A 16,281-nucleotide genomic window follows, 5' to 3' on the forward strand; every position below is an offset into this window, starting at 1 on the left:
CTGAGGCATAGTTTGTACGCTCTTTGCTCTTTAAGGACCCGCCGGGATGTACTGTTTCAGGTCATCCCAGCGAAACGTGGGGCCATCGGAACACACATACTTGTCTTTCAGGTAACAGTGCCCACAGGTTCGGACCCCGCAGTGCATGCGGCGTTCAATCGACAGATAAATAGCCTGTTCTGACACCCCGCTGGCGACCAGATATTTAGCCACCGCAAACATCATAGCTTGCGGGCCAGCCAGCAGCACCACATCCGGGCCTTGAGCAAACTGACCCAGCACAGTGGGCAGAATATCGACCGGGGTACCGCCGGATTCATTTTCGCCCGGCTCAGTGTTACCGTCCTCAATCATATTAAAAACCGGGATGACCTGCTGCCAATACCTGCGTTCCGGCGTCAACATCTTCAACTGACGGTTTCGTGCTCCGTACACCACCATCAGTTGGGTGTAATTTTGTTGTTCAATGAGCTGATTCACCACTCCGACCAAAGGTGCCAGGCCGCAGCCACCGCCGACAACAAGCACCCTTTTATTGCACACTTTATCCATCGGCCAGCCTTTACCATAGGGCCCTTTGGCCCCCAGGATCTGCCCGGCTTCGAGCTCAAACAAGGCTGAAGTCACACTGCCAATTTTTCGGACCAGCGCACGAAAATTCCCATGTTGATCAGGAAGTTGTGTAAAAGTGAACGGCGCTTCACCCACAGAAGGCAGGCATAGCATGAAAAACTGTCCTGTCTTTGCCTTCATCCAGTTATCCTGTGCCTTCGTGGTCTGAGATGCCGTATTTAGCAGACGAAAGGTAAAATGGCGGGCATGCTCACCATCATCATAAAAGTCGATCAGTCGAACGGCTGTTGGCGTGAGACTATACATCTTTCACTATCCTTTTCATGACCGAATGCACCCCGATGACGCCCGGGCAAGTCTGCTCACAGCGCCCGCAGCCGACACAGCCATACCGCCCAAATTCTGGCAAGAAATCATCACTGAATTTGTGGTACCAAAAGCGCTTCACCCGCTCACCGGCCTGCTCTGCGGGATTATGCAAACTGGCCTCACGCTGAAACCCTTCGTACAAACACGAATCCCAGAAGCGCACCTGCCGGGCCTGAGACGGCGGCTTATCAGGGGCGTCTTGCAACACAGCCTGATTTTGTGTGCCGTAACAAGAGCAGGTCGGACACAAAGTGGTGCAGCCGGAACACGCAATGCACTGAATGGCGACCTGCTGCCAGAACGCATCCGACACCTGGCCACGGTTCAGTTTTTCAATGCCTTCCAGAATATAAGAATGATCGTCGAACTCATGCTCGCACTGGGTCAGGTTGTCCGAGCGCAAATTTTTAGCATGACCTGTTGCAGGCGTCAGTGCCAGACCTTGCAGTGCGGCACGGCCTGGTTCCGTCACCACAATCAATAACCAGCTATCATCGTCAAGTGGATGCAAAATCAGATCGGCCGTGGTATCTCTGACCCCCGGCCCGGCATCGACCAGATTGCAAAAACCATTCTGGCAAGGATGAACACAATCCACGCCGACCAGTAAGGCTTGCTGTCGCCGGGCCTGATAATAAGGATCCTGTTCAAAAAAGATGTCCTGATAGTGAATCGCCATCAGATCGCAGCTCTGAACCCCAAACAAAACAAAAGGTTCTGGTTTCGGTATGGTTTCACGAAAAAACTGACCATCGAAGACATATAAGGTCTCCTGTTCGGCAAAGAAAAAGCTTTTGGCTGAACTCAACGGCCGCTGCTGACTCAGTGCCGGAAAGGGGGGCTGCGCTTGATGCTGCCAATGCGCGTCACCATGGTTATCGACTATCTGGTACAACTGGCGACTCTGGGATAAATGCACTTGCAGTTGCTGAAGTGAGTTAAGCACATACTGCTGCATGTTACTGCCCCTCCAATAAGCGATCGATATCTTTAGGCTCCTGCCCCGGTGGTAATGGCACCACAGACACGGCACATGCTTTCAGCTCAGGCATTTTCGTGATTGGATCCTGCGCGGTATTCGTCAGTTGGTTCGACGGGGCTTCTTTGAAATGGTATGGCATTGACACCAGGCCCGGAGGGACATCATCGGTGATCATGGCGCGAGTTTCCACATAGCCCCGGCGAGAGCGGATCCCTACCGGCGAGTAACGCTGAATATGCAGTGCTCTGGCATCTTCCGGGTTGATGAAGAGTAGTCCCGCAGGCGTTTCCCGTTCCAGCAAAGGAGATTTTCGGGTCATAGACCCACAGCCGTAGTGACAAGAGAGCCGGTTCGTGGTCAGGATAAGTGGGTATTGTTCGTCGGCCGTTTCATCAATATCAATCTGGTGTACCGGGATCAATCTTGCCTTACCGATAGGAAAAGCCGTTTGATGCAAGATAGCCGTTCCTTGTGGTGCATCCTGGTTGCAGGGCCACTGTAAACCATGCGCCAGTTCAATCCCTGAATAGGTCATGCCCTGATACGACGGCGTCAGCGAGGCCATCTCGTCAAACACAGCCTCACTGTTAGTCCAGCTGAGCGCATGGCTGCCCAGTGTTTCAGCCAATGCCTTTAACCACTGCCAGTCGCCCATAGCTAAACCCGGTGGCTGCACGGCCTGAGCAATATGCTGTACCCGCCGCTCGCAGTTGGTAAAAGAACCTTCTTTTTCCGCAAAAGATGCTGCTGGCAAAATGTAATCGGCCAGCTTGGCGGTCTCCGTCATGGTCAATTCAGCAACCACCAGCAGATCCATTTTCTTCATGGCAGCGCGAACATGATTCTGATCAGGGTCAGTCACCACGGGATCTTCGCCGAATAAAATCAGACCACGAAACTCACCGGCCAGTGCCGCTTTGGTCATACTCAGCGACGTCAGCCCCGGTCGGGTTGCAACCGTCTCTCCCCAGGCTTGCGCAAACTTGCCTTGCGCAGAGATATCCTCAACCGCCTGATAACCCGGATACACATTCGGCAGGCAGCCCATATCGCATGCGCCCTGCACATTATTTTGTCCGCGTAACGGGTTGATGCCTGTACCGGGACGGCCAATCTGACCACAAACCAAAGCCAGATTAGACAGCGCAATCACATTCGAAGTCCCGCTGACAAACTGTGTGATCCCCATGCCGTACAGAATCATGGCACTTTTCGCCCGGCCATAGAGTTCCGCGACTTGCCGGATCTGAGCGGCGGCAACGCCGGTGCCCGACTCAGCCAGCTCAGGGGTGATTGTCTCCACACTACGCGCCAGGGCATCAAACCCCTCACAGCGCTGACTGATGAAAGACGCGTCATACAGCTTTTGCTTGATCAGAACATGTAACATCGCATTGATGAGCGCGATGTTGCTGCCCGGTTTCAGCTGAAGATGCACATCCGCCATTTTGGCCAGCCGGGTCACTCTGGGATCAATGACCACCAATTTCGCCCCTCGCTGCCGGGCTTCAATAATCTGCCCGCCGAAAACGCTGTGATTCTCCGTCGGATCCGCACCGATCACGACAATCAACTCGGTGTCGAAAATATCTTTGGTGCTATTGGTCATCGCACCGGAGCCTAAGGTTTGTTTCAGCCCGGCAACCGTGGGGCTATGGCAAATACGGGCACAATGATCGATATTGTTGGTCTTCAGGACGGCTCTGGCAAATTTCTGAGCAGCATAGTTGTCTTCATTGGTTGCACGTGCGCTGCTGATAACCCCCACAGCATCCGGGCCGGACTCAGCCTGAATATCCCTTATCGCCTCACTGATCTCATTTAATGCCTCATCCCAACTGACCGGATAAAAGCGATCATGAATCCGCTTCAGCGGCTCAGTAATCCGGTTGTCAGGACGAATGGCATAAGCTGTGCTCCAGCCTTTTTCACACAGCTTGCCGCGGCTCACGGGGTGACTTCGCTGAGGTTCAACTCCGGTCAGCTTGCCGTGTTCATCAATTTTCAGATTGATCCCGCAGCCGACACCACAAAAAGGGCAGACTGTTTTCACTATTGAAGAAGCCATTACCATCCACAATCAATCGGCGGACTCTGGCTTCAGTATAGCAAGCCAGCACAGAGCGGATTGATGCTGCTACAATCTTTGTCTCATGAAAACAAATTACGGTTTATCCGGGCCAGATGTCGGCTTTCTGAGGTAAATCACGTAATACACCAAGCCGACCAGGACGCTCCCGCCGAGCAAATTTCCCAGAATGACAGGGATCAGGTTACTGATCAGGCCCAGCCAGCCCACCGAACCGGCTACTGTCCCCGTGTCGGAAAAGGCCTGTATTAACATGGCTAATGGAATGAAGAACATATTCGCAATACTGTGCTCAAACCCCGCCGCGACGAAAGCGGAAATCGGAAAAACAATCGCGACCGCTTTATCAATGACACTCCGCCCGGCCATTGCCATCCAGATCGCCATACAAACCAGAATGTTACACAACACACCTCTGAAAAATGCGCTCCAGAACGGTAAGCTGCATTTTGTTTCAGCAATCTGCAGATAACGCTCTGCAATGACCCCTTGATTCAATTCTGTATGTCCCGATACATACACCAGGACGGCCAGTCCCGCCGCCCCGATAAAGTTTGAACTACATACCACCAGCCAATTCTTCAGCAGCTCAGCCGTTGAAATCTTTTTATCGGCCCAGGCCATCGCCAGTAAGTTATTTCCGGTAAACAACTCAGCCCCGGCGACCACTACCAGCAACAGTCCCAGCGAGAATGCAGTCCCCCCTAGCATCTGACTGGTGCCAAACCCCAGACTCGCGTCAGACTTGATTATCACAAAGTACAAGGCCCCCAAGCCAATAAAGGCCCCCGCCAGAATGCCCAGCATGACCATAGACAACAACGGCAGGCGGGCTTTTATCACGCCTATACTGTCGACTTTTTCAGCGATTTGCTTCGGTGAAAAGGCATCAAACCCAAAAAGATCAGCCATGGTTCACTCCGGTCAAAGACGCTTGGTCAAACAAGCTAAGCGGAAGCAGAAGAGATCGAATATGTCACTTATCCACCTGAAACTGGGCGCTTTAAGGCGAATTTGTCATGGGTAAGTGTAGTACAGAGGGGAAATATGACGTTAAGCGAGGCCGTACTCAAACGGAGTTACGGTGACAAGTCAGTCTTTATAAGTCTGATAATCGCCTTTCGCCAGCAAAAGCTCCGCTTTCATTGATCCTGAAAAAGCGCCTGCTTCCTTCAGCAGGCGCTGTTATTCCATATCCAGACTTTCAGGCGCTATTTCGCGGACAGTTTATCCGCCAGATCCTGTGCCAGTGCAACCATGGTCAGTGTCGGGTTCCAGGAACCGCCCTGTGGCCAGAGTGCCCCGCCGGTAACATACACATTGCTGGCGCCTTTGAACCGGTAGTCTAAATCAACCGGTGCGTCCGTCTGAGTGCCGATATGCAGGGTTGAACTTTCATGCACTGGCGCATCCACCCTGATAGCAGATTGTTCAGGACGCGCCGTCTTCCAGTCGCCTTCATCCGGCGCACCATGCCAGTACTGCACAGCCGTTTTGCCTTTAGGTGACAGCACGGTTTCCAGAATATTGAACGTCGCTTCGTCCATCGCCGTCCAGGTTTGTTTGTCTTTGCCGTTTTCTTCGATCTGCAGCAGGGAGTTGGTTGTAATATTCGAATCATCGCTGTTTTGCAGGAACCAGCTGCCCGGGTTGGTGTAATCCAGCTCTCCCAATACGGCGCAGACAAAAACAACATGATCTTTTGATGACAGCAGCTGCGCCATAGAAGCAGTCGCCACGACATCCGGCATATAACGCAGCGCTGTAGGCGAATTCACGACCGGGTTTTCATCCCACAAGGCAGACAGCTGAATATGGTATTGCTGCTCATAACTGTTATTCGCAATACCGGCTACGTAGCAGGCCCCCAGCTCCAATCGTCCCAGATCGGCAGCCGGATCCAGATCGGCTTTCGGCACACGCGCGACAATAGAGCTGATAAAATGCGCCGAAAAGCGCTGCCCTAACCCCGTCAGCTCTGCTCTGCTCTGCTCTGCTCTGCTCTGCTCTGCATGATGCTGTGACAGACAGTGCATAACAAATAGGAAAGCAGGGTGAAAAATGACAATTTATTTCTTGTATCAGGACGTGTTTAGTTCGGAATTTCAACGCATGTTGAAACTGCAGAGAGAATGAGACGCGTCAGTTACACGCCAGTGTGATGCTCAGCGGCAGGTGAAGTCGCCACGAATAGCCAGCCTGTGATTTCGCAAGCCGGCTATAACTATAACTATGGCTATGACGGTAGCAGAAGATAACGGCAGAAGAAGGTCATCAATACCGGTGCTTTGTTTAGCCGGCCACCAGATTATTCATCCAGGCTTTTGAGCGAATACGTATGCTGGAACCAACGATTTTCACCACTTCTTCCAACACCAGCATGGCGTAAACCCATTCCAGCGGAAGTTTCAGCACAAAGGCACAAAATGCGGTCAGCGGGATCCCTATCATCCATTGCGCCGCAATATCCTGATAAAAACAGAAACGAATATCACCACCTGCCCGTAACACGCCCACTATCATGGTCATCGGCAGGCTTTTCACTATCATACCGACGCAAAAAATCATGAAGAAATGTTCGGTCAGATCCCGGGTTTCCGGCGTCATGGCAGCAAACAAATCCAGCACAGGATCGCGGATCAGGAACATGAACGCTGCTGTGACCACAGCAAAACCAAAATTGATCACAGTAACAGCCCAGGCCTGCCGGTAAGCCTGCTCCATGTTACTGCCGCCCAACTGATTGCCAATCAGCACGGCTGACGCATTAGAAATACCAATCAGCATCGCCAGCGCCAGTGACTCGATAGGCGTCATCACAGATAAAGCCACCAAACCATCGACACCGGCCTGCCCGATAATAACGTGATACATGAAGATCCCGCCCGACCAGGCAAGATGGTTAAAGGTGGTAGGCAGCGACAGTTTCAGGAAGCGGTTTATCATCTGAGCATTAAAGACTTCAGGAAACAGCGACCAGCGCAGCGCAATCGGGTGATCCTTGAGATGCAGATAACCAAATAACAGCGCGATTTCAACCAGACCGCTGATAGCCGTTGCCCATGCAGCACCGGCAATGCCGTAAGCCGGCATCCCCAGATTACCGAAAATCAATACCCAGTTCAGGAACAGGTTAAGCGCAATGCCTACGGCACTGAACAGCGTGCTGATCGCAGGCTGATGCATAGCCCGTAAACCCACAGAGACACTGCTGCCCCACGACACAGCGTACAAACTCACGGCGGTAATTTGCAGGTACTCGGCGCCCCGGGCAATCACCTCAGGATTATTGGTCGCTAATCCGATCACCTGCTCAGGAAGCACCAGAAATACCAGCGCAGCCAGTGTGGCGACCAGGGTTGTCATGGTCAGCGTCAGCGCAACACTTTGCTTCATGCCGTGCTGATTGCCAGCGCCCCAGTACTGAGCCGCCAGTAAGGCACCGCCCGTCGTCACCCCGAACAGCATAATAGTGACAACAAACAGTGCCCGGCCAGCAATACCGATTGCCGCCACATCCAGTTCATTTAACTGACCCAGCATCAGAATATCAACCAGACTACGGCTGGAAAACAGCATAACCTGTAAGGCAATAGGAAAAGCAATCGCCAGCAGGCGACGGACAAACACCCCTTCAAATAAAGGAGAAGCAGATGGCGACATACATATTCCTGAAAAATAAGGAGAGCACAAGAAAAGCGACAGGCCGGATTTTATACTGGCCCTTTCAAATCACAAACCGAACCGACCTGTTATTTATGCTATCTGGCAGGCTACAAACCGTGATAAACCTAATAAAAATATAAAAAATGCAGCGAACTCGCTGCACTTTGATGTCTCTTACTCAACCGCTCGCGTGGGGAGTTCGGGAAGATAATCACCGGCATTATCAGGGTACAGAATATATTCACCGTGGTATTTCACCAGCGACTTATAGTCAGTGACTTTGTACAGCAGTAATCCTTGCTGATAAGCCAAATCAATACATTGCTGGATATTGCCGCGAACATAAACCGACAATGGCTTAGCAAGCCTTCCTGCCTCATCAAATGCTTCTTTTAACTGCTTAGCACACACTACCAATGACGCCTGACCATCGGTATGGTGGGTCACTTTTCGGTTCACTTCGTATTCTGTCGCCACCACCCAATCGAGCTGCTGCAGCGCACTATAAAAAGCATCCAGTTGTTCAGCCTTCACTGCACTGGTGGTGCCTTCTTCCGTCAGCACACCCGACAATGCCCAGCCAAGGTGTTCAAACTTCAGCTTCAGCTGTGCCTGCTTACCCATACTGCGAGCCATCTGCTGCCAGCCCAGCAAGGTTTTCGCCACACAATGATCATAGCGTTGCTGCTTAATCACTTTGGTGATCCAGGCACTCATAAAGTGCGTTTCGCTGACCGGATTATTGGGGGTTTTGCCTGCTGTAACAGAAGACTGCAACTCAGCCAGACCTTCATTCACCAGTTTATTCAGCTCTTGATAAAACACAGCCATAATTTTACTTTCAAATACTCTTATTCAATCACAGGTATCAGGCGTCTTTCGCCAATCCCCAATAAAACAAGCAGGCTAAGACTGCGCAAGCGGCCATCGTTCCTGCCAGCGGCCAGGCTGTGGTATCTGGCATCGCTGCTACAATACCGCCCACCACAGTACCTGTGCCGAAACGCATTGTACCAGCCAATGACGAAGCCGTACCCGCCATATGCGGATACTTGGCTAACAAACAAGCCATTGAATTACTGGCAACGGTAGAAATCGCGCCCACAAACAGCATAACCGGTATCACAACGCCCCACAGGCCGAGTTCAAACACTTGTCCTGCAATCAGCCCGGCCCCGGCAATCAATTGAATGATCAGGCCCAAACGCAGCATATAATGTGAGCCCATTTTGCGTACCAGCTTGCCATTTAAGGTGGTCATTACAATCAGGCAGATCACGTTCAGGCCAAACAACAGGCCGAAGTTTTCCGTACTGACATGGTAAAGATCGATGTACACAAAAGATCCGACAGTAAGGAAAACAAACATGCCCGCAAACGAAAAACCGCTGCTCACCACCAGACCGAGCGCGGGGGCTGATGTCAGCATGCGCGCATAATTTCTGAGCGTGGAACCTAAATGAAACGGCAATCGTTTCTCAGCCGGCAGGGTTTCAGGAATCATTTTCAACACGGCCAGAATAACAATCACTGAAAACAGAGCCAGAAACCAGAAAATGGAACGCCAGCCGAACCAGACGGACAGGTATCCCCCTATCATTGGCGCGGCCAATGGGGCAATTGTCATCACTAAGGTGACAAAAGACATGGTACGGGCGAACTCTTCCCGTTCAAACATATCCCGCACCAGCGCCTGAATAATAACGGCGGCAGAGGCACCGGCAAAGCCTTGCGCGGCACGTATCCAGGTCAGTTCATTAATGTTATGACTCATTGCACTGACCACTGCGGCCAGTGCGAAAAGCATTATACCGATTATCAGTACCGGGCGACGGCCGTAGCTGTCTGAAAGCGGGCCATGAATAAGCTGTCCAACGGCAAAACCTGCGGTATACGCTGTCAGGGTCACCTGCACCAAACTGGGGCTCACGCCCAGATCTTTTGCGATAGTTGGCATTGCAGGCAGGTACATATCAATTGCCAGCGGTGTGAGTGCGGCAATTGCCCCCAGGATGAGGATCAGCGAAAAGCTCAGGCCAGGACTGTCAGATTTATTCATAAACCACTTATTAGAATATTGAAAAGGAAAGGGAGTGATTGTACGACAATTTCCGCTACTTAAATCTTTCCCGACAGGAAATGATAAGTTTCTTTTTATGGTGTACTAGCGAAAAATTGTGATGTGAATTATCACAAAGTTCAAGTATTGACCCAAAAATCGCACCTATGTTGCCTGACAGCGAAGTTTCGCTGTTTTTCTCTGGCAGCCTGAACAGAACCAATAGCAGGCACTAAAAAGGCGTCGGTACCTATGCAACAGGCCCGACGCCTTCTCGATATGCTACTGAACGACCATTCTACTCAGTTGCTACACCAACAGATTAAAAGCTGGCGATTTCTTCTTCCGTCAGAGGACGATACTCACCCGGTTCCAGATCGTCATCCAGCACAACAGCACCGACCTGCTCGCGGTGTAACGCCACCACTTTATTGCCGATTGCAGCAAACATGCGCTTCACCTGATGGTATTTCCCTTCAGAGATAGTGATCAGTGCCGCGCACTCCTCAAGAATCTCCAGTTTTGCCGGCCGGGTCAGGTCTTTCTCGCCGCGCAGCTGTACACCTTCGGCGAACTCCTTGATTGCAGAGGCCGGAATAGGATCGGCCGTTTCCACGTAGTACACTTTTTCGCAGACGTGGCGCGGCGAGGTAATGCGGTGTGACCACTGGCCGTCATCCGTCAGCAGCACCAACCCTGTGGTATCCGCGTCCAGTCTGCCCGCCACATGCAGTTTTTCCGGGCTGACTTCATCGAGCAACACAAAGACGGTCGGATTAAAGTCATCCACATGCGAACAAACGTAACCCTGAGGTTTGTTCAGCATAAAATATTTCGGGCCCGTCATGTACAGCGTGCTGCCATCAAACTCAACGTCACAGTCATCCGTGATTTTCAGCGCACCGTTTTTGACGATGTCACCATTCACTTCTATTCTTTTTTCTTTAAGTAATTTACCGGCTTCCTTGCGAGTAATTCCCAGGGCGGTACATAAAAATTTATCAAGCCGCATTGCAGGCTCCGCGTGGTGCAAAAGCGCCATTATAAAAACCTGGCCTGCGTGATGCACGAGAAATCTCAAACCTGAGCCGGCTGAAGCGATATCACTAATTGCAACCCCTGATCACAAATTTTTACATCGCATTGCCTGAACTGCCACTAAGCTCAAAAAGTAGAACATTTCTCCGTTTTCACGGTCTTCACTTATAGACAGAGGGCATGAGTTATCCGTATAAACACCTTGAACAACTCACCACTGTGCCATGAAAACACCGAACAACTAAGGTTGACTTATGAACATCTCACTTGTAGCGCCTAGCCTGTCTTCTGTGGACATGCTGCTTACACTAGTTGGGGAACTCTTTGAATATGAAGTCCTGCCACAAAAGCGTGAGCAAACCACACAGGCAGTACACCAGATGTTGAACAATCCTGAACTGGGTCAGGTTTGGTTTATAGAAATTGAACATGAAGGCAATACTATGATTGCCGGACATATTATCCTGAGTTACAGCTTCAGCCTTGAACATGGCGGACGGATCGCCCTGATTGATCAGTTCTACCTGAAATCCGAATGGCGCCAGCAAGGTATAGGCACTGAGCTCATGCCTCAGATTGAACACCACTGCGCAGAAGCCGGTGTGCATGCACTGACTCTCGAAGTGAACATAGGTAACAAAGGCGCCCGCAGCTTCTATGAGAAGCACGATTTTATTCCGCGCCGCCAGTTCTGCATGATGACCAAAACCATCAAGCCCACGAAACTGCCACTGAACATGGCTTCGTAATGATTGACCGCCGGGGCTCATTTCTCTGGGCCCTACTCCGATACTTGTCTAGCATCGATGAAAGCCGTTACACTCTCCTTCGCTTTCCACTAGTGTCCGTAATTGATGTATACGCTTCGTCCTTATCAGCAAGACTGTGTCAAAGCCACAGTTCACTACTTCCGTAAACACAGCTCACCTGCTGTTCTGACTCTGCCGACCGGGGCAGGGAAAAGCCTGGTCATCGCAGAACTCGCCCGGATAGCCCGCGGACGGGTGCTGGTGCTTACCCATGTCAAAGAGCTGGTCGAACAAAACCATGCCAAGTATGAAAGCTACGGCCTGAACGCATCTATTTTTTCAGCCGGGCTGGGCCGGAAAGAAACCGATCAGCAGGTCGTTTTTGCTTCAGTGCAATCTATGGTCAACAGCCTTGAGCAATTTAACGATGAGTTTTCCTTACTGGTCATAGATGAATGTCACCGGGTGCCTGATGATGAAAACAGTGCCTATCAGCGGGTTATCCAGCATCTTCAGCGTATCAACACTGGTATCAAAATTCTTGGCCTGACAGCTACGCCGTACCGGTTGGGCATGGGCTGGATTTATAAATACCACACGCGAGGACAGGTGCGAACAGAGCAGGATCGCTTCTTCCGCGATTGTATTTTCGAACTACCTATTCGTTATCTGCTGGATGAAGGCTTCCTGACCGAACCCAGCATCATGGACATGGCCGTGATTGGCTACGATTTTTCCAGCCTTAAGCCTGCCAATAACGGCCACTATAAAGAGGCGGATCTGGATGCGGTGATCGCCAAATCGTCCCGCGCCACCCCAATGATCATCGATCAGGTGATCGATTATGCCAAAGACAGAAAAGGGGTGATGATCTTCGCCTCTACGGTCAATCACGCCAAAGAAATCATGGGTTATCTGGCCGGTGAGTCTGCCGCGCTGGTGGTCGGCGATACCCCGTTAGAAGAGCGGGATCGCATCATCACCCAGTTCAAGCATCAGCAGATCAAATACCTGGTGAACGTTTCCGTTCTGACAACAGGCTTTGACGCGCCGCATGTGGATTTGATTGCCATCCTGCGCCCGACTGAATCCATCAGCCTCTACCAGCAAATTGTCGGTCGTGGTCTGCGGTTAGCCGAAGGCAAATCGGACTGTCTGGTGCTTGAATATGCCGGTAACTGTTATGACTTGTACCAGCCGGAAGTCGGCGATCCCAAACCTGACAGTAACAGTGAAGTGATCATGGTGCCCTGCCCGGCTTGCGGCTTTAAAAACAGCTTCTGGGGCAAACTCGACCCGGCCGGTTTTCTGATAGAACACTATGGCCGCCGCTGTCAGGGCTATTTCGAAGACGATGACGGAGAGCGTGAAGAGTGCGGCTATCGCTTTCGCGCTAAATTCTGCGAAGAATGCGGTACGGACAACGACATCGCCGCCAGACGCTGCCATCAGTGCGATGCGGTAATGGTCGATCCGGACAAAAAACTGCGTGATGCGCTGAAACTTAAAGATGCAATGATCATGAAGTGTACCGACATGAAGCTGGAACCGGGCAAGAACCAGTACGGCAAGCCTCAGCTGAAAGTGACCTACTTCAGTGAGGAAGACGGCCATATCAGCGAAGTCTGGACATTAGCCAATAAAACGCAGAAAAATGATTTTCTGAAAAAATTCATCAATCCCCATCTGGTCGATCGCCACCGGCCCTTTACCGATACAGCGCCAACACGTGTTGCCAGCAATGAACACAGGTTGCGCCCGCCGGAAATCATTATTGCCCGTAAAAGCGGCCGCTTCTGGGCGATACGGGATAAGTTGTTCGATTTGGATCAGCACAAGCAGTAAGTCTGATGATTCAGAAAGAAAAAAGCCGCACTTTCGTGCGGCTAAATTCAGGCAGTGAATTTCATCAAACAATCAGAATGCGTAATCTACATTCACACCCCAGTTACGACCCGGCTGCGTGTGACGGTCCAAGCCTGGTTCACTTGCTGTAAAGCCTTCAATGTCCTGATAACGCCAGTATTTTTTGTCAAACGCGTTAAACAGGCCAGCACGAAGCACCAGATCTTCGGTTGGTGTGTAATAAGCGGTCAGGTCAACCACAGTGTAGCTCGGCGCATCGACATTGGTGTCACTCGACCAGTCAGAACCAGATTTCGATGCAACATAAACCGCATTGATCTCACTGCCCCAGTCACCACTCGGCGCGTCATAACCAAGGCCCACAACCGATGTAAACGGAGCAACAGAATCTAAGGCTTCACCCGTCTTCTTGTCTTCGCCTTCCTGATAAGCCAGAGATACTTTTGCGTAAGTACCGCTTGGCGCGTTCAGAGCTTCGTCCAACCAGAGTTCAGAAGCTAATTCAGCACCATAAATTTTGGCCGAGTCTAAGTTTTCATTACTGGTAATCTGAATACCGCTGACTACCTCAGTCTGGGAAGCAATAAAATCTTTATAGTCGGTGTAAAAAGCCGCGATGCTCATCGAACCGATGCGTCCCTGTGTTCTTGCACCAATTTCGTAAGCAAGGCTTTTTTCTGGTTTCAGATTCGGGTTGGCAACAATCTTGTAACCATGTGCCCTGTTATCTTTATCTTCATACATTTCACCAATAGTTGGTGAACGAAAGCCCTGACTGATCTGAGCGTAAGTATTGAAGCTCTCCGTCCAATGATAAACAGTACCCAGACGACCTGTCACCGCATTACTGTCATGATCTGGCAGACCAGAAGAGGAAGCTGGTTCAGCCTGATAGTTGTCATAACGGATGCCGCCTGTCACCACCAGTTGATCCTGCATTAAATACAGTTGATCCTGCAGGAAAATACCGTACTTCACAGATTTTGCATTTGGCACTTCTACAGGACCTGGATTCACGTCCCCTGAATCCAGGAAATAATCCTTATAATCCAGCTCGAACTCATTTTGTACCGCACTCAAACCATAAGTCAGCTCATGACGAGTATTAGAGAGCGTAATGGCTTTATTAAACTGTGCATCAAACTGAATACTGGAATCTTCACCGCTACGGTAGCGATTCCGATTACCATATCTATCGGTATGATCGTAGTTATCGTGTTTACTTTCACTCTGTTGCCAGTTCAACGCCCAGTTTACGGAATCCGCAACAGCAAGATTAGACTGCCATTCGTGGTTCAGCCCCAATCGGATCCTATCATCTTCATCATGACCACTAACATTAGTGTAAACAAAACCCGGCATGAAACCGCCACCAGCATCGTAATTTTCCTGACTCAGAATTTGGGTATCTGTATCACGGGTATAGTATTCTGCAACCAGACCGACCCGATTGGTATCGTTCACCTGAACATACACTTTACCAAGTACGTTATGCGATGAAAAAGTCAGCGGGTTCGCCTGCCCACGGCTGCGGCCTTCAGTATCAGCACCATCGCCATGTGCTTCCGTTTCATGGCCATCCCGATACGTATAAATCAGCAAACTTTCTACAGCACCGGTACGATTCGCCGCTTCAACGGTTGCCTTATATTGATCACTGTCGCTTGCATAACCTGTTTTGACAGCCAGATGATTGTTTTTTCCAGTCTGTAATACATCTTCAGGATTTTTCGTTCTCAGCAATACTGTACCGCCAATGGCATCGCTGCCATAGAGGCTTGAGCCCGGCCCTTTGCTCACTTCAACAGCGGTTAAGGTATCAACCTCAACCCCATTTGAATACTTACGCATCTGGTCGGCGCCCGGGTTATACCCGGCAGGCTGCTCAACATTATCCACCAGCACTTTCACACGACTTCCGGAAACACCACGCACCGTGAAATCAGAAATCCCGAAGCGGCCATTACCATTCACCTGAACACCGGGCTCATACTTGAGCGCATCTTGCAGATCATTCGCCAGGTTCTTTTCCATATCTTCAGCGGTGACTTTAGATACAGAGCCCGGGATATCTTTAATACTTTGCTCGGTACGCGTTGCCGTCACCACAATTTCATCTGTATACGCTTTTTTTTCCTGAGCTTGCAATGAAGGAGAAAGGGCCAGCAATACAGAGCTGGCAATCAATGAAAGTTGCTTGTGATTCATAATCCCTGCTATCAATTTTTTATCAGTTAGGTTTGTTATTGGCTGCGATTATACAAAAGCAAATGATAATTACTATCAATCTCAGTGTTATTTAGATCACAATTAAGTAAATTTATTCGAACTAAATCCAATTTATGAAACGTGTTGTGTGTTTTTTATTGCAAGTAGAATTGAGCTATGCAAGTGATGGATCTGATGATTTTTTCGTTGTTTAAAGGGCTTGTCAGGATTTTTTCTTGTCTGTTTCTTGAGGGAGTGTTAGTATCCGCGCTCAATTTGACGGTACTCAGTAAGGTCGCATTACTGAATACCTTCTTCTTATTCACTCACTTAAGAGTAGTTATCATGAAATTTGAAGCACAAGTACGTTCAGACCTGGGTAAAGGTGCGAGCCGCCGCCTGCGTCACACTAACAAATTCCCAGCGATCATCTACGGTGGCACTGAAGCTCCGGTTGCAATCGAACTGAAACACGATGACGTGATCAACCAGATGGATAAAGAAGGCTTCTACGATGCCATCACTCTGGTAATCGACGGTAAAGAAGTGAACGTTAAGCCACAAGACATCCAGCGTCACCCATTCAAGCCAAAAGTTCAGCACATGGACTTCATCCGCATCTAATTGCGGTTGGTGTGAAAACGCTGAAGAAAAAAGCGCCTCAGGGCGCTTTTTTTGTGTC

The 16,281-nt window shown here is 50.3% G+C and carries 13 protein-coding genes; 3 read left to right on the plus strand and 10 right to left on the minus strand.

Going from position 1 to position 16,281, the window contains the following annotated elements; translation table 11 throughout:
* Nucleotides 1-30: 30 nt before the first annotated feature.
* The 9 genes from H511_RS0110765 to rsuA all read right to left on the minus strand — a co-directional run bounded on the left by H511_RS0110765 (nucleotide 31) and on the right by rsuA (nucleotide 10,750).
* Nucleotides 31-879, minus strand: coding sequence for an iron-sulfur cluster-binding protein (locus H511_RS0110765; RefSeq protein ID WP_027252297.1), 849 nt, complete (start codon nucleotides 877-879; stop codon nucleotides 31-33).
* Entirely contained in the window at nucleotides 872-1,900 is a 1,029-nt protein-coding gene (locus H511_RS0110770; RefSeq protein ID WP_027252298.1) for a 4Fe-4S dicluster domain-containing protein, read from the minus strand. The genes H511_RS0110765 and H511_RS0110770 overlap by 8 nt, the downstream gene beginning before the upstream one ends.
* 1 nt (nucleotide 1,901) lies before the next feature.
* The gene (gene fdhF / locus H511_RS0110775; RefSeq protein ID WP_036759464.1) at nucleotides 1,902-3,992 is read right to left on the minus strand and encodes a formate dehydrogenase subunit alpha; all 2,091 of its coding nucleotides are present in this window, start codon (nucleotides 3,990-3,992) and stop codon (nucleotides 1,902-1,904) included.
* Nucleotides 3,993-4,088: 96 nt separating this feature from the next.
* A complete protein-coding gene (locus H511_RS0110780; protein WP_027252300.1) occupies nucleotides 4,089-4,925 on the minus strand; it encodes a formate/nitrite transporter family protein in 837 nt (278 codons plus the stop codon).
* A gap of 299 nt (nucleotides 4,926-5,224) precedes the next feature.
* Complete coding sequence (locus H511_RS23155; RefSeq protein ID WP_051288073.1) at nucleotides 5,225-6,049, minus strand: GMC oxidoreductase; 825 nt, start codon at nucleotides 6,047-6,049, stop codon at nucleotides 5,225-5,227.
* A gap of 256 nt (nucleotides 6,050-6,305) precedes the next feature.
* On the minus strand, nucleotides 6,306-7,676 hold the full coding sequence (locus H511_RS0110790; RefSeq protein ID WP_027252301.1) for an MATE family efflux transporter: 1,371 nt from the start codon (nucleotides 7,674-7,676) through the stop codon (nucleotides 6,306-6,308).
* A 177-nt stretch (nucleotides 7,677-7,853) separates the two neighbouring features.
* The gene (locus tag H511_RS0110800) at nucleotides 7,854-8,510 is read right to left on the minus strand and encodes a DUF2913 family protein (protein WP_027252302.1); all 657 of its coding nucleotides are present in this window, start codon (nucleotides 8,508-8,510) and stop codon (nucleotides 7,854-7,856) included.
* Between the two features lie 37 nt (nucleotides 8,511-8,547).
* The gene (locus H511_RS0110805; RefSeq protein WP_027252303.1) at nucleotides 8,548-9,738 is read right to left on the minus strand and encodes a Bcr/CflA family multidrug efflux MFS transporter; all 1,191 of its coding nucleotides are present in this window, start codon (nucleotides 9,736-9,738) and stop codon (nucleotides 8,548-8,550) included.
* 322 nt (nucleotides 9,739-10,060) lie between these two features.
* Nucleotides 10,061-10,750 (minus strand): 16S rRNA pseudouridine(516) synthase RsuA, encoded by a 690-nt coding sequence (gene rsuA, locus H511_RS0110810; RefSeq protein WP_027252304.1) that lies wholly within the window; start codon nucleotides 10,748-10,750, stop codon nucleotides 10,061-10,063.
* A gap of 280 nt (nucleotides 10,751-11,030) precedes the next feature.
* Here rsuA and H511_RS0110815 point away from each other — a divergent pair, with 280 nt between their 5' ends.
* Together H511_RS0110815 and radD are read left to right on the plus strand one after the other, a co-directional pair.
* Complete coding sequence (locus H511_RS0110815) at nucleotides 11,031-11,525, plus strand: GNAT family N-acetyltransferase (RefSeq protein WP_027252305.1); 495 nt, start codon at nucleotides 11,031-11,033, stop codon at nucleotides 11,523-11,525.
* A 105-nt stretch (nucleotides 11,526-11,630) separates the two neighbouring features.
* Nucleotides 11,631-13,370 carry a DNA repair helicase RadD gene (radD, locus tag H511_RS0110820; protein WP_027252306.1) on the plus strand — a complete coding sequence of 580 codons (1,740 nt, stop codon included), beginning with the start codon at nucleotides 11,631-11,633 and terminating at the stop codon, nucleotides 13,368-13,370.
* A 72-nt stretch (nucleotides 13,371-13,442) separates the two neighbouring features.
* Here the strand turns inward: radD and H511_RS0110825 are convergent, their stop codons facing one another.
* A complete protein-coding gene (locus tag H511_RS0110825) occupies nucleotides 13,443-15,599 on the minus strand; it encodes a TonB-dependent hemoglobin/transferrin/lactoferrin family receptor (protein ID WP_027252307.1) in 2,157 nt (718 codons plus the stop codon).
* Nucleotides 15,600-15,944: 345 nt separating this feature from the next.
* On the opposite strand from H511_RS0110825, the gene rplY reads away from it, so the two are divergent.
* Entirely contained in the window at nucleotides 15,945-16,223 is a 279-nt protein-coding gene (gene rplY / locus H511_RS0110830) for a 50S ribosomal protein L25 (protein ID WP_027252308.1), read from the plus strand.
* The last annotated feature ends 58 nt before the right edge of the window (nucleotides 16,224-16,281 follow it).

The sequence above is a fragment of the Photobacterium halotolerans DSM 18316 genome (assembly GCF_000425165.1).
Lineage (GTDB): Bacteria > Pseudomonadota > Gammaproteobacteria > Enterobacterales > Vibrionaceae > Photobacterium > Photobacterium halotolerans.

Coding starts and splice junctions, on each gene's coding strand:
- H511_RS0110765 (WP_027252297.1), bottom strand. CDS start 879: ATGTATAGTCTCACGCCAACAGCCGTTCGACTGATCGACTTTTATGAT.
- H511_RS0110770 (WP_027252298.1), bottom strand. CDS start 1,900: ATGCAGCAGTATGTGCTTAACTCACTTCAGCAACTGCAAGTGCATTTA.
- fdhF (WP_036759464.1), bottom strand. CDS start 3,992: ATGGCTTCTTCAATAGTGAAAACAGTCTGCCCTTTTTGTGGTGTCGGC.
- H511_RS0110780 (WP_027252300.1), bottom strand. CDS start 4,925: ATGGCTGATCTTTTTGGGTTTGATGCCTTTTCACCGAAGCAAATCGCT.
- H511_RS23155 (WP_051288073.1), bottom strand. CDS start 6,049: ATGCACTGTCTGTCACAGCATCATGCAGAGCAGAGCAGAGCAGAGCAG.
- H511_RS0110790 (WP_027252301.1), bottom strand. CDS start 7,676: ATGTCGCCATCTGCTTCTCCTTTATTTGAAGGGGTGTTTGTCCGTCGC.
- H511_RS0110800 (WP_027252302.1), bottom strand. CDS start 8,510: ATGGCTGTGTTTTATCAAGAGCTGAATAAACTGGTGAATGAAGGTCTG.
- H511_RS0110805 (WP_027252303.1), bottom strand. CDS start 9,738: ATGAATAAATCTGACAGTCCTGGCCTGAGCTTTTCGCTGATCCTCATC.
- rsuA (WP_027252304.1), bottom strand. CDS start 10,750: ATGCGGCTTGATAAATTTTTATGTACCGCCCTGGGAATTACTCGCAAG.
- H511_RS0110815 (WP_027252305.1), top strand. CDS start 11,031: ATGAACATCTCACTTGTAGCGCCTAGCCTGTCTTCTGTGGACATGCTG.
- radD (WP_027252306.1), top strand. CDS start 11,631: ATGTATACGCTTCGTCCTTATCAGCAAGACTGTGTCAAAGCCACAGTT.
- H511_RS0110825 (WP_027252307.1), bottom strand. CDS start 15,599: ATGAATCACAAGCAACTTTCATTGATTGCCAGCTCTGTATTGCTGGCC.
- rplY (WP_027252308.1), top strand. CDS start 15,945: ATGAAATTTGAAGCACAAGTACGTTCAGACCTGGGTAAAGGTGCGAGC.